Origin of the sequence: Variovorax paradoxus (genome assembly GCA_016806145.1) — a bacterium.
Lineage (GTDB): Bacteria > Pseudomonadota > Gammaproteobacteria > Burkholderiales > Burkholderiaceae_C > Variovorax.
Genome location: CP063166.1, coordinates 5,260,333 through 5,272,895, shown reverse-complemented (window position 1 = coordinate 5,272,895; position 12,563 = coordinate 5,260,333). Strand labels below are relative to the sequence as shown.

At 71.7% G+C, this 12,563-nt stretch carries 11 protein-coding genes; 2 read left to right on the top strand and 9 right to left on the bottom strand.

All coding sequences use genetic code 11. The features are described 5' to 3' along the window. Nucleotides 1–58: 58 nt before the first annotated feature. From metC to INQ48_24490, 4 genes are all read right to left on the bottom strand, one after another. Nucleotides 59–1,261 carry a cystathionine beta-lyase gene (gene metC, locus INQ48_24505; protein QRF56483.1) on the bottom strand — a complete coding sequence of 401 codons (1,203 nt, stop codon included), beginning with the start codon at nucleotides 1,259–1,261 and terminating at the stop codon, nucleotides 59–61. Nucleotides 1,262–1,296: 35 nt separating this feature from the next. Then, on the bottom strand, nucleotides 1,297–2,286 hold the full coding sequence (locus tag INQ48_24500; protein QRF60873.1) for a tripartite tricarboxylate transporter substrate binding protein: 990 nt from the start codon (nucleotides 2,284–2,286) through the stop codon (nucleotides 1,297–1,299). A 143-nt stretch (nucleotides 2,287–2,429) separates the two neighbouring features. Then, entirely contained in the window at nucleotides 2,430–4,010 is a 1,581-nt protein-coding gene (locus tag INQ48_24495) for a sulfurtransferase (protein ID QRF56482.1), read from the bottom strand. Between the two features lie 36 nt (nucleotides 4,011–4,046). Further along, on the bottom strand, nucleotides 4,047–4,637 hold the full coding sequence (locus INQ48_24490) for a cysteine dioxygenase family protein (protein QRF56481.1): 591 nt from the start codon (nucleotides 4,635–4,637) through the stop codon (nucleotides 4,047–4,049). A 106-nt stretch (nucleotides 4,638–4,743) separates the two neighbouring features. On the opposite strand from INQ48_24490, the gene lrhA reads away from it, so the two are divergent. Then, entirely contained in the window at nucleotides 4,744–5,616 is an 873-nt protein-coding gene (gene lrhA / locus INQ48_24485; protein ID QRF56480.1) for a transcriptional regulator LrhA, read from the top strand. A 14-nt stretch (nucleotides 5,617–5,630) separates the two neighbouring features. Here the strand turns inward: lrhA and INQ48_24480 are convergent, their stop codons facing one another. The 4 genes from INQ48_24480 to INQ48_24465 all read right to left on the bottom strand — a co-directional run bounded on the left by INQ48_24480 (nucleotide 5,631) and on the right by INQ48_24465 (nucleotide 9,704). Further along, nucleotides 5,631–7,163: a GGDEF domain-containing protein gene (locus INQ48_24480; protein QRF60872.1), complete on the bottom strand. Its 1,533-nt coding sequence runs from the start codon at nucleotides 7,161–7,163 to the stop codon at nucleotides 5,631–5,633. A gap of 124 nt (nucleotides 7,164–7,287) precedes the next feature. Then, the gene (locus INQ48_24475; protein ID QRF56479.1) at nucleotides 7,288–8,118 is read right to left on the bottom strand and encodes an urease accessory protein UreD; all 831 of its coding nucleotides are present in this window, start codon (nucleotides 8,116–8,118) and stop codon (nucleotides 7,288–7,290) included. 33 nt (nucleotides 8,119–8,151) lie between these two features. Next, the gene (locus tag INQ48_24470; GenBank protein QRF56478.1) at nucleotides 8,152–8,679 is read right to left on the bottom strand and encodes a nucleoside deaminase; all 528 of its coding nucleotides are present in this window, start codon (nucleotides 8,677–8,679) and stop codon (nucleotides 8,152–8,154) included. Beyond that, a complete protein-coding gene (locus tag INQ48_24465) occupies nucleotides 8,676–9,704 on the bottom strand; it encodes an ABC transporter substrate-binding protein (protein ID QRF56477.1) in 1,029 nt (342 codons plus the stop codon). The genes INQ48_24470 and INQ48_24465 overlap by 4 nt, the downstream gene beginning before the upstream one ends. Before the next feature lie 374 nt (nucleotides 9,705–10,078). On the opposite strand from INQ48_24465, the gene INQ48_24460 reads away from it, so the two are divergent. Then, nucleotides 10,079–11,158 carry a Rieske 2Fe-2S domain-containing protein gene (locus INQ48_24460; protein QRF56476.1) on the top strand — a complete coding sequence of 360 codons (1,080 nt, stop codon included), beginning with the start codon at nucleotides 10,079–10,081 and terminating at the stop codon, nucleotides 11,156–11,158. 1 nt (nucleotide 11,159) lies between these two features. Here INQ48_24460 and INQ48_24455 read toward each other — a convergent pair whose 3' ends face one another. Next, nucleotides 11,160–12,461: a D-amino acid dehydrogenase gene (locus INQ48_24455; protein ID QRF56475.1), complete on the bottom strand. Its 1,302-nt coding sequence runs from the start codon at nucleotides 12,459–12,461 to the stop codon at nucleotides 11,160–11,162. Nucleotides 12,462–12,563 lie beyond the last annotated feature (102 nt).

Sequence of the window (12,563 nt, the reverse complement as noted above, 5' to 3'; positions counted from 1 at the left end):
GTTGCGGCGCGCGGCCCGGCGCGCGCAGGTCCGCGCCGCTGCCGGCCTGAACGCGTTCTCAGGCGGCGTGCAGCGCCGCGAAGCCGCGCCCGAGGTCGGCCACCAGGTCGGCCGGCGCCTCGAGCCCGACATGCAGCCGCACCACCGCGCCGCGCGCGCTCCAGTCGCTCACGCTGCGCGCCGCGCGCATGTTGGCCCAGGCCACCAGGCTCTCGTAGCCGCCCCAGGACGAGCCGCGCCCGAACAGCGACAGCGCGTCGACCAGCCGCTCGACCGCGGCCGGCGCGATCTCGGGCCGCAGCTCGAAGGACAGCAGTCCGTTGGTGCCGCTGCAGTCGCGCCGCCAGAGATCGTGGCCCGGATGCGTGGGCAGCGCGGGGCAGAACACGGTCGCGACCTCGGGCCGCGCCTGCAGCCAGCGCGCGACCTCGAGCGCATGCTGCTCGTGCAGGCGCAGCCGCGCCGACAGCGTGCGGATGCCGCGCAGCACCAGCCAGGCGTCGTCGGGGCTCACCGTCATGCCGAAGGCGTCGCAGCGCTCGTTGAGCGCGCGCCAGGCCTCGCGCGTGGTCGCCACCGTGCCCATCATCACGTCGGAGTGGCCCGAGAGGTACTTGGTGGCGGCCATCAGCGAGATGTCGGCGCCGAGCGCGAGCGGGCGGTACTGCAGGCCCGAGCCCCAGGTGTTGTCGGCCGCCAGCAGCGCGCCGCGCGCATGCGCGAGCGCGGCCAGCTTCGGCAGGTCGCACATCTCGTAGACCAGCGAGCCCGGGCACTCGGCGTAGACCAGCCGCGTCGCGGGCTCGAACAGCGCCTCGATGCCGCTGCCGTCGGCCGCGAAGAAGCTGCAGCGGATGCCGTAGGGATCGAGGAAGGAATGCACCAGGTGGCGCGCCGGCTCGTAGACGCTGTCGGACATCAGCACGTGGTCGCCGGGCTTGAGATAGGACAGCAGCACCATGCCGATGGCCGCGAGGCCGGTGGGAAAGAGCCGCGTGCGGTGGCCGCCCTCGAGCTCGCTGACCGCATCCTCGAGCGCGAAGGTGGTGGGCGTGCCGCGCGCGCCGTAGCTGAAGACGCGCTCCTCGCCGCGCCGCGCGCGGGCGTCGCGCATCGCGGCCACGCTGTCGAACACCACCGTGCTCGCGCGCACCAGCGGCGGGTTGACCGGCGCGCCGCCCGCATGGGCCGGGTGCTTGCCGAGGTGGGCGATGCGGGTTTCGAGGGACAGGCCGGAGGAATCGGTGGGCGAGGCGGGCATGGGCTTCTTCTCTGACGTGAAGGCGGTCGCCGATGCTAGTCGGCGCGCGCGCCCGACAGCTTGACGATGCGCGACCAGCGCTCGATGTCCTGCCTGAGCTGCGCCGCGAAGGCCTCGGGCGTGTTCGCGACCACCTCGCTGCCGCCGTCGGTCACCTGTTTGTTGACCTCGGGCAGGTGCAGGGTGCGCACGATCGCCTCGTTGAGATAGGCCACGCGCTCGGGCGGCGTGCCGGCCGGCGCGAAGAAGCCGTACCAGTCCTCGAAGCGCGCGTTGGCGTAGCCCAGTTCCTCGAGCGTGGGCACCTTCGCGAACACGCCGATGCGGCGCGGGCTGGTCACGGCCAGCACGCGCAGCTTGCCGTTCTGCACCATGCCAGCGACCGAGGCGGTGGAGGTCACGAGCACGTCGACCTGGCCGCCGAGCAGGTCGGTGAGCGCGGGGCCGGCGCCCTTGTAGGGCACGTGCGTCATGTCGACGCCGTTGTCCTTCTGCAGCACCACCCCGACCAGGTGCGAGAGCGTGCCGTTGCCGGGCGTCGCATAGGTGAGCTTGCCGGGGCTGGCCTTGGCCTTCGCGGCCAGGTCGGCGAAGGACTTGAGCGGCGAGTTCGCCTCCACCACCAGCGCGAGCGGCGCCGCGTTGATCTGCGTGATCGGCACGAAGTTCTTCACCGGGTCGAAGCCCGGCGCCGCGTACAGCGCGGGGTTCACCGCCATGATCGAGACCTGCGAGGTCAGCACGGTGTAGCCGTCGGCCTTGGCATCGGCCACCGCCTTGGCGCCGATGTTGCCGCCCGCGCCGCCGCGGTTGTCGACCACGGCCGGCTGGCCCGTGATCTCGGCCAGGCGCGTGGTCACCAGGCGCGCGGTGGCGTCGTTGCCGCCGCCGGGCGGGAACGGCGAGACGAAGCGGATCGCCTGCGTGGGATAGCCGTTGCGCGCGGGCAGCGGGTCGGCCGCCGCGCCCTGCAGCACGAGGGCCGCGCTCCACGCGGCGGCGAACAACCAGCGCGCGCGGCGCATGCGGGACGGACGGTGCGTGGAAAGGCCGGAAGCAGTCGACATGGTGAACTCCTGGACGGAACGGACGAGGACGAGCGAAGACCGGACCGTGGCGCGAAGCCGCGGACCGTGGACTGGCGGAGACGGGGAACGGGAGGCGAGGGCTACGCGTGCGGCGCGCCCGGCAATCGGAAGGCGGCGCGCTCCTGCGCGTCGAGCTGCGCGACCAGCCCGGTCTCCCAGGCGAGGTAGCGGCGCGCGGCCTCCTTGTTGCCGTCGTGGCGGTCGTGCACGAAGAACAGGTAGTCGATGCAGTCGGCATCGCTGGGCAGCACGGGCGTGGCCTCGAGCGGCAGCCCGGCGGCGCGCCACGCGGCGATGCCGCCCTCGAGCAGCAGCGGTGCTGCGTGGTCCGAAAGTTCGGAAGCGGCGGCCCAGGCGGCGAGCGCCGGGTCGTCGGCGACGAGTACCAGAGGCCGCGTCTCGCCGCGCAGGTCGTCCGCCAGCCGCGGCCGGATCGACCAGCGCGCGCCCGCGATGTGGCCAGCGCGGAACGCCATGCCCGGGCGCAGGTCGACCAGCGCGACCTCGCCGTTCGCAACGCGCGCCGACAGCGCACGCGCATCGATCGTGGCGAGCGGCTTCGGCGCGGGCGCGGCAACCGCTTCGAGCGCCAACCCGCTCGCGAGCCCGCCCTCGAGCACGCTCGCGTCGTGGCCCATCTGGCGCAGCCAGCTCGCGACCGTGGGCGCGCGCACGCCGTCGCTGTCGAACAGCACCAGCCGCGCGCCGCGCACGCCCAGGTACTGATCGGCCGCCTGCAGCAGCTGCCCGCCCGGCGTGTGCTGCGCGCCGGGCAGGCTGCCGGCCGCGAATTCCTCGGGCGTGCGCACGTCACACAGGAACAGGCTGCGGCCCGCGTCGCCGGCCCAGTCGCGCACCGTGCGCGCATCGACCGTGGGCACGCCGAAGCGCGCGGCCAGTGCCTGCGCGGCGCCGCGCAGCTCGCAGTTGCCGCTGTCGTCGGCATAGCGCTCGGTGCCGCCGTGCGCGAGCGCGTGGTCGGCCAGGTACCAGCCCTGCGTGCCGTTCTCCAGCGCATAGACCGGGTTCGGAACGCCGAGGTTGATCAGCGTCTGCGCGCCGATGATGCTGCGCGTGCGTCCCGCGCAGTTGACGACGATGGTCGTGCGCGCATCGGGCACGAGTCGGCGCACGCGGTAGGCGAGCTCGCCGTTGGGGCAGCAGGTCGCGCCCGGGATGTTCATCTTGAAGAACTCGCTCACGGGCCGGCCGTCGAGCACCACCACGTCGTCGCGGCGCGCGAGCATGGCGGCGAGTTCGTCGGCGCCGATGCGCGGCGTGTGGTAGGCCTCCTCGGCCAGTTCGCCGAAGGTCTTCGAGGGCAGGTTCACGCCCGCGAACAGCGCATGGCCCGCGGCCTGCCAGGCGCGCGTGCCGCCTTCGAGCACATGCACGTCGCCGTAGCCCAGCGCCCGCAGGCGTTCGGCGGCGCGCTCCGCGACACCCCGGTTCTCTTCGTCGCCGCCGTCGTAGGTCACGACGCGCACGCCGCGGCGCGGCAGCAGGCGCGGTGCATCGAGCTCGAGCCGGCTGAAGGGCAGCGGCACGCCGTGGAACAGGTGCGACTCGCCGTACTGGCCGTGCTCGCGCACGTCGAGCAGAGCGATCTCGCCGCCGTCGTGCAGCCAGCGCTTGAGGGTCTTCGGGTCGATGGAGGTCATGGGAGAACGCAAATGAAGGAAGCGAGGGGAACCGGTTCAGCGCCGCGTCTGCACGCCGATGCCCATGGTCTGGCAGGTGCCGGCCGCGAGGTCGTAGGCGGTGCGGCGGTCCAGCGTCTCGAGCGCGCGGCCGTACATGTGCAGGTGGCGGATGGTCTGCTCGCCCTGGATCTCGACCGAGTGGATGTCCTCGGGCATCAGCGCGATGCCGGCGCCGGGCGCGACCACCACCAGCGCGGTCTCCTCGAGCCGGCCCACGCCGGGCACCGAGCCGTCGTCCAGCCGCTGGTAGACGCGGTTGTGTTCGGTGCCTTCCACCGCGGCGATGCAGGCCCAGGTCGTGTGGTTGTGCGGCACGATGCGCTTGCCCGGGCGCATCACGTTGAGATAGAGCGCATAGCTCTGGTCGGCGTCCTCGGCGATCAGGTAGCGCGCCTGGTGCTCGCCGGGCTCGGGCGGCGGGTAGTCGCCGGCCTGCCAGTACTCGGTGCGGGCCGCCAGGCCCTGCAGTGTTTCGAGTACCTCGGCCAGCTTCTCGCGCGTCGGTTCACCGCCGTCGATGGTTTTCTTCATCTGGCCGATGGCGTTCTGGACGGCCTCGCGGCGCGGGACGGATGCGGTGCTCATGCGGTTTCTCCTGTGGGGCTGCCTGATTTCTGTGCAGCCACTGTAGTGAGCCCGGCGCCGCCGAACAATCCAGCACGGGCGCAAAACACATCAATAAAATTAATGGATGCCCACGCTCGACCTCGAACTGCTGCGCACGCTCGCGGCCGTCGTCACCCATCGCAGCTTTGCCGCCGCGGCGGTGCACCTGGACCGCACGCAGTCGGCCGTCACGCAGCAGATGCAGCGGCTCGAGGAGCAGATCGGCCATCCGCTGTTCGCCAAGCAGGGCCGGCAGAAGCGGCTGACCGAGCACGGCCAGCGCCTGCTCAACTACGCGCACCACCTGCTGGCGCTCAACGACGAGGCGCTGCGCAGCCTGCGCGAGGGCCAGCTCGAGGGCAACCTGCGCATCGGCGCGCCGCACGACGTGGCCGAGACCATGCTGCCGCTGCTGCTGACCGAGGTGGCGCGCACCTCGCCGCTGCTGCAGCTCGACATCCACGTGGCGCGCAGCCCCTACCTCATGACCTCGCTCAAGCGCGGCGAGGTCGACATGATCATCTCGAACCGCATCGACACCCAGTTCGAGGGTGTGGTGCTGCGCAACTCGCCGACCGTGTGGCTGTGCGCCGCGGGCTACGTGCACGACCGCGCGAAGCCGGTGCCGCTGATCATGGCCGACGGGCCCAGCATCTTCCGGCGCATCGGCCACGAGGCGCTCGACGCGGCCGGCGTGCCCTGGACGCCGCGCTACACCTCCTCGAGCCTGATCGGCATCAAGGCGGCGCTGCGCGCGGGGCTCGGCGTGACGGCGCGTGGCGTGGAGCAGCTCGACGCGGGCCTGCGCGTGCTCGGCGTGGGCGACGGCATGCCGCGGCTGCCCGACCTGGCCTATCACCTCTACGTGCGCAGCCACGTGGTGAACCCGGTCACGCGGCAGGTGTTCGAGCACCTCAAGAAGCACCTGCGGCTGCCGCGCACGGACGCTGCGGCCTGACCGCACGGTGGCGCTCAGCGCGCCGCGGTCGAGGCGTGGGCGTGACCGTCCTGCTTGGCGCGGTACATCGCCTGGTCGGCGGCCGCCAGCAGGTCGCGCGGCGTCTCGCCGCCGCCGCCCAGCGCGATGCCCACCGACACGCCGATCAGCGTGCGCGCGCGCGCCAGCTGCAGCGGCTCGGCGATCGCCTCGATGCAGCGCTGCGCCAGCACCTGCGCGCCCTGTTCCGCGGGCTCGGCAAGCCCGGTGGCGAGCAGCACGAACTCGTCGCCGCCGATGCGCGCCACGGTGTCGGTCTGCCGCACCAGCGCCTGCAGCCGGCGCGCGATCTCGCGCAGCGCCAGGTCGCCGGCCTCGTGGCCCAGGGTGTCGTTGAGCCGCTTGAAGCCGTCGAGGTCGAGGTAGAGCACCGCCACCCGCTGCCCGTGGCGCGCGGCCTGGGCCAGCGCCTGCTGCAGCCGCTCGTCGAGCAGCTTGCGGTTGGGCAGGCCGGTCAGCGTGTCGTGGTGAGCCAGCCGCGCCAGCGCCTGCTGGTTGTCGACCAGCTTGGCCAGCAGCCGGTTGAAGGCCTGCGTCAGGTGGCCGATCTCGTCGTCGCGCACCACGCGCAGCGGCGCCAGCGGCAGCTCGCCGCGCGTCATGCGGTCGGCCTGGTCGGCGGCGCGCAGCAGCGGGCGCAGCAGCCAGGTCATGATCAGGCCGATCACGATCAGCACCATCGTCACGGCCGGCGCGCGCTGCTGCAGGATGAAGGCCTGCATGCGCGCCACCGGCGCCAGCGCCTCCGCCACCGGCAGCCGCGCGACCACGAACCAGCCGGTGGTCGGCACCGAGGCGATGGCCGAGATCTCGTCGATGCCGCGGGCGTTGCGCGTGGTGCCGCTGCCGCGGTAGCCCGCCATTGCGCGATCGTGCAGCGGGTTCACGCCGTCGGGCGGCGTGGGGGTGAGCATCATCGTCGCATCGGTCGAGGCGACGAACAGCCGGTCGCGCGGCGAGATCACGAGGATGCCGCCGGCCTGGCCCACGCGGCCTTCGAGCAGGTGATCGAGCAGGCCATCGGCCGTGAGGTCGGCGGTGCCGAGCAGCACGGCCACCACCTCGCCGCTGCCGTCGCGCAGCGGCACGGCCATCGGCAGCGCCGCATGGTGCTGCGCGGTGGCTTGCGCCCGGCCCACCGCGCGACGGCCGGCGCGCGCGGCCGCGAATTCGAGTGCCTCGGTCGCGAACTGGCCCTCCTCGTCGAGCCGCCTGCCATCGGGCGTGGCGAGCGCCAGGCCGAGCGGGAACAGCGGGTTCAGCGCGCCGCGCTCCGACAGCCAGGCGTGCAGCGCCGCGGGTTGCGCCAGCAGCTCGGGCGGCACGGCCTGCGCTAGCCGCTCGAGGAAGGCGAGCCGTTCCACCAGGTAGTTGTCGACGTCGCGCGCCACGTAGGCGGCCAGCGCCGTCTGCTGCGAGGCCACCGACTGCGTCAGGTCCTCGCGCAGGAAGCGGCTGAGCTGGATGTAGCTGGCGGCGGTGCCGACGATCGCCATCACCAGCCCCATCACCAGGAGGCGGACAACCAGGCTGCGAGCGGATTTTCGGAGAGTCACTCTGGCGGCGGGTCGTGAGGCGGGGAGGTGCGGGACTGTAGCCGAAGCCTCCGCGCCGCCGCCACGGCGGGGCGCTTCAGGTCGACCAGATGCGCGGCGTGGCGGCCGGCAGCGACCACAGCTCGGCGCGCCAGTCCTGCCACACCTGGCGCAGCAGCCGCATCGCGGGTTCGACCACCGGCGCGAGCACGCGCAGCAGCACCACCTCGGCATGCGGGCTGGTGGCACCGGCGCTGTCGGCCAGGCCCTGGGCCTCGATGCGTTCGCGCGCGAACGCGAGCAGCGCCTCGCGCCGGGCGCGCGCGGCCGGCGTGCCCGCCACGTAGAACAGCGAAGCCAGGCAGCGGTGGCCGCCCAGGCCCAGCGGGCTTTGCAGCAGCCGCTGGTCGGCCGCGTCGATGCGGCCGCGCTCGAGCCACACGCCGGGCGCCTCGATGTGCTGCAGCAGGCTGCCGCGCTCGAAGGGCTGGCGCGCATGCGGCAGGCCCAGCGCCGTCACGTCCCAGCCGATCATCTCGGCGCCGGGTTCGGCCTCGATGGCGATGCGGTTCTCGGCCACGCAGCCGCTGTAGCAGATGGCCTCGAGCGGCAGCCATTCGAGCCGCGCGCCGGCCGCCAGGCGCAGCCGGGTGCGCTGCACCGCGCGCTCGCCCTCGCTGCGGTAGAAGCGCGAGGCGCCGGGCGTGGTCACCAGGCCATGGCTGCCCGCGGCGGCCTCGACCTCGATCTCGAGCGTGTCGCCGCCCACCAGGCCGCCCGGCGGATGCACCAGCACGTTGTGGCAGACGGTGTCGCCCTCGGGGTAGAGGCTCTGCAGGATGCGCAGCGGGCCGTCGTGGCGGAAGCGGGCGACGGTGCGCTCGGCTTCGTGGCGGTAGGAGAGATGGAGGCGGGCGTGCCAGGGCATGCGGGGGAGTCTAGGTCCTCGCGGTGCGCCGCTTCAGGTCTTCCAGGCGCCGTCGTGCGCCGCGCTGGCCTCGTCGACCAGCGCCGGGCCGATGCATTCGATCGGATGCGGCGAGGCGCGGAACACGTCGCGGCAAGACAGCTCGGCATCGCGCTGGTCCTGCCGCTCGCCGCGGAACACGCGCAGCCGCTCGGCGTCGATGCCGAACACCACGCGGCCGATGTTCGACCAGAAGATCGCGCCCGCGCACATCACGCAGGGCTCGCCCGAGGCATAGAGCGTGGCGCCGGCCAGCTCCTCGCGCGAGATGCCGCGGCCCGCGAGCGCGCGGATCGCGTTGGTCTCGGCATGGCCGGTGCAGTCGCCGGTCTCGCCGGTGTTGTTGTAGGCCTCGCAGAGCACTTCGCCCGCGGCCGAGACGATGACCGAGCCGAAGGGGCGGTTGCCGCGCCGGCGCGCGAGGTGCGACCAGACGATGGCCTTGCGCAGGTAGCGGCCGTCGCGTTCGTCGAGCGCGGTTTCGGCCGGGTAGGTGGGGGTGGTGGTGCTGGGGGAGTTCATGCCTTGGGAAGTGTGCGTTCGGTGCGCGATGGAAGCATCGTGGTGTTGAAGATGGCGTCGGAGGCGGGCTTGACCTTCAGACCGAAGACGTCGGCCACCTCGTCGACCTGCCGTTCCAGCGTCAGCTTGCGGATGTCGCCGAGGCCGTGGCCGCGCGTGTCGGCGGCGCCCACGTACTGGGCCGTGATGCCCCAGCGCTCGCGCTCGATTTTCTCATCGAGGATGGGCTCGCGCTGGCGCATGGCCGCGATGCTCGGCCCCGGATCGGCGAAGGTCTCGACGATGGCGCGGTTGCTCGCGCGCAGGAAGGCGGCCACCAGCTTCGGGTTCTGCGCCACCAGGTTGCTGCTCGCGAGGATGGCGTTGCCGTAGAGGTCGACGCCCGCGTCGGCGTACTTGAGCACCGACAGCGTCTCGGGCCCCATGCGCGCGAACAGCGAGACCGCCGAATCGTGGAAGTAGGTGGCGGCATCGACGTCGCCGCGCACCATCACGTTGTCGCGCGCGCTGAAGTCGGTGGTCTGCCACTGGAAGGCGTCGGCGCGCAGGCCCTGCCTGCGCGCGACCAGCGGCCAGGCGCGCCGCGTCGATTCGACCGCGGCGGCCGCCACCTTCTTGCCCGCGAGGCTCTTGAAGTCGCCGGTCACGCCGCGGTCCTTGCGGCCGATGATCACGAACGGCGCGCGGTTGTAGTACTGGTAGACGGCCTGCACCGCCGGCGTACCGGGGTTCTGTGCATTGAACTCGACCAGCGAGCTGATGTCGCCCAGCCCGAGCTGGTAGACGCCGCTGGCGATGCGGGTGATGGAAGCCACCGAGCCGGCGCCGGTGTCGATGCTCACGTCGAGCCCTTCCTCCTTGTAGTAGCCCCTGGCCAGCGCGAGGAAGAAGGGCGCGGTCTGGCCGTTGATGCGGAAGTCGAGCGTGAACTTGAGCGGGGTGAGCCGGCCGTTGCCGCCCTGCGCGAGGACGGCCGGAGCGGCGAGGGTGGCGGCGCTGGCCGCGAGGAAGGATCGACGGTGCATGGGAAGCCTCGGAATCTTCGGTTCTTGAATCCGGTCGCCCTCTTGGCAAAGAGGGCGGCGGGCATTTCAAGAGCAATTTCCGGGCGGGCGCACGTTCGTGGTGCGTGCGCTGCTGAACGCTTCTACTCTTGGCTTCGATCAAGCAGAAGGCATGCCAAGGGCTCGGCGCCTTGGGTTTTGCGCTGGGGCCGGGCAGGGGCGGCGGGGGTTGGCAGGGCACGCGCGCCGCGCAACAATCCGGGCGCGCAATTTGCAAGGCAGCTTGCGCAGAGTAGAAGCGTTCAGCCCCATCGTCATCGCGCCATCGCGGTCCGGCACGGGGTGGGAAATTGCTCTTTCAGTTCGTCCCACACGACCTCAGAAGGAGTCCGCCCATGCTCGTCACCCGTCAACCCGTCTTCCGCAAGTTCTGGCATGCCGTCATGCCGCTCACCGACCTCGCCCAGGGGCCCAAGCCCTTCCGGCTGCTCGGCGAGGACATCGTTCTCTTCCTCGACGCCGAGGGCCAGCCGGCCGCGCTGCGCGACCGCTGCTGCCACCGCACCGCGAAGCTCTCCAAGGGCTGGTGCGTCGATGCTGCCGGCCAGGCCTGCGCTCAGGGCGCGATCCAGTGCGGCTACCACGGCTGGACCTACGACCGCGGCGGCCAGGTCATCCGTATTCCGCAGCACGAGCCCGAGCGGCCCATTTCGCCCGACTACCGCACCACGGCCTACCGCTGCACGGCGCGCCATGGCTACGCGTGGGTCGCGCTCGAGGAGCCGATCGCCGACATCCCCGCGATCCCCGAGTTCGACGATCCCGGCTACCGCACCATCTTCCAGTTCCACGAGGAGTGGCAGACCAGCCCGCTGCGCGCGCTCGAGAACTCCTTCGACAACTCGCACTTCAGCTTCGTGCACCGCGCCACCTTCGGCGTGGCCGCGAGCCCGAAGCCGAGCAAGTACGAGCTGGTCGAGAACGAGGCCGGCTTCTACGCCGAGACCGTCATCGAGGCGACCAATCCCGAGAAATTCCACGCGATCAGCGGCGTGAGGGACCCCATCACCACGCGCCACATGCGCAACGCCTATTTCCTGCCGTTCTCGCGCCGCCTCGACATCGAGTACCCGAGCGGCATCCGCCACATCATCATCAACTGCTTCACGCCGATCGACGACCACCGCATGCAGCTGTGCCAATGGCTGTTCCGCAACGACACCGAGGCCGACTGCCCGGCCGCGATGCTGATCGCCTTCGACGACGAGATCACGCGCGAGGACAAGGACATCCTCGAGTCGACCGACCCCGATGCGCTGGTCGACACGCGCCGGCGCGGCGTCGAGTACTCGATGGAATCGGACCGCCCGGGCATGCTGATCCGCAAGCACCTGATGCAGCTGCTCGCGCGGCACGGCGAGGCCGAGGTGTACCGCGGCATGGAGGCCGCGGTGCCGGTCGCGAAGGCGGCCTGATTCAGGCCGCGGCCGGCGAGGTGCTCGGCCGCGCGGTGCGCGAACGGCCCTCTTCGTAGCGGTCCATCGCGAGCCCGTCGGTACGGATCTCGGGCCGCTGGCCGGTCACGATGTCGGAGATCAGCTTGCCCGAGCCGCAGGCCATGGTCCAGCCCAGGGTGCCGTGGCCGGTGTTGAGGAACAGGTTCGGATAGCGCGTGGCGCCGACGATCGGGGTGCTGTCGGGCGTCATCGGGCGCAGGCCGGTCCAGAAGCTCGCGCGCGGCAGGTCGCCGCCCGGGAACAGGTCGCTCACCACCTTCTCGAGCGTGGCGCGGCGGGCGGGGTTCAGGCGCAGGTCGAAGCCCGAGAGCTCGGCCATGCCGCCCACGCGGATGCGGTTGTCGAAGCGCGTGACGGCCACCTTGTAGGTCTCGTCGAGCACGGTCGACTGCGGCGCCAGCGCTTCGGCGATCAGCGGCACCGTGAGCGAATAGCCCTTGACCGGGTAGACGGGAATGTCGAGGCCCAGCGAGGCGATGGCCGCGCGCGAATAGCTGCCGAAGGCCATCACGTAGCGGTCGGCCGTGAGCACCTTGCCGGCCGTGGTGCGCACGCCGCTGATGCGGCCGCCCTCGGTCTCGAGCGCCTCGATGCCCTGGCCGAAGCGGAAGTCCACGCCCAGGCCGCGTGCGATCTCGGCCAGGCCGCGCGTGAACAGGTGGCAGTCGCCGGTCTCGTCGTTGGGCAGCCGCAGGCCGCCCGCGAGGCGGTCGCGCGCGCCGGCCAGCGCGGGTTCGACGCGTGCCAGCGCATCGCGGTCGAGCAGTTCGTAGGGCACGCCGCATTCCTCGAGCACCGCGATGTCGCGCTGCACCGCGTCGAGCTGCGCCTGGGTGCGGAACAGCTGCAGGGTGCCGCCGGTGCGCTGCTCGTACTGCAGGCCGGTCTCGGCGCGCAGCGCCTGCAGGCAGCCGCGGCTGTACTCGGCCACGCGCATCATGCGTTCCTTGTTGATCGCATAGCGCTCGGGCGAGCAGTTGCGCAGCATCTGCGCCATCCAGCGCAGCTGGAACAGCGTGCCGTCGGGGCGGATCGACAGCGGCGCATGCTGCTGGAACATCCACTTGATCGCCTTCAGCGGAATGCCGGGCGCGGCCCAGGGCGTGGAGTAGCCGGGCGACACCTGGCCCGCGTTGCCAAAGCTGGTTTCCTCGGCCGGACCGGCCTGCCGGTCGAGCAGGGTGACATCGGCGCCCGAGCGCGCGAGGTAGTAGGCCGTGGTGGTGCCGATCACGCCGCCGCCCAGAACGATGACTTTCATGGTGTTTCCGCTGATTCGAATGGAATAGCAAGAATTTATGCGTCAGAATGAAGTGGATTCCACTGTTTTCAAGCGTTCGGCAGCGGAATTCCCTGTGTAGAA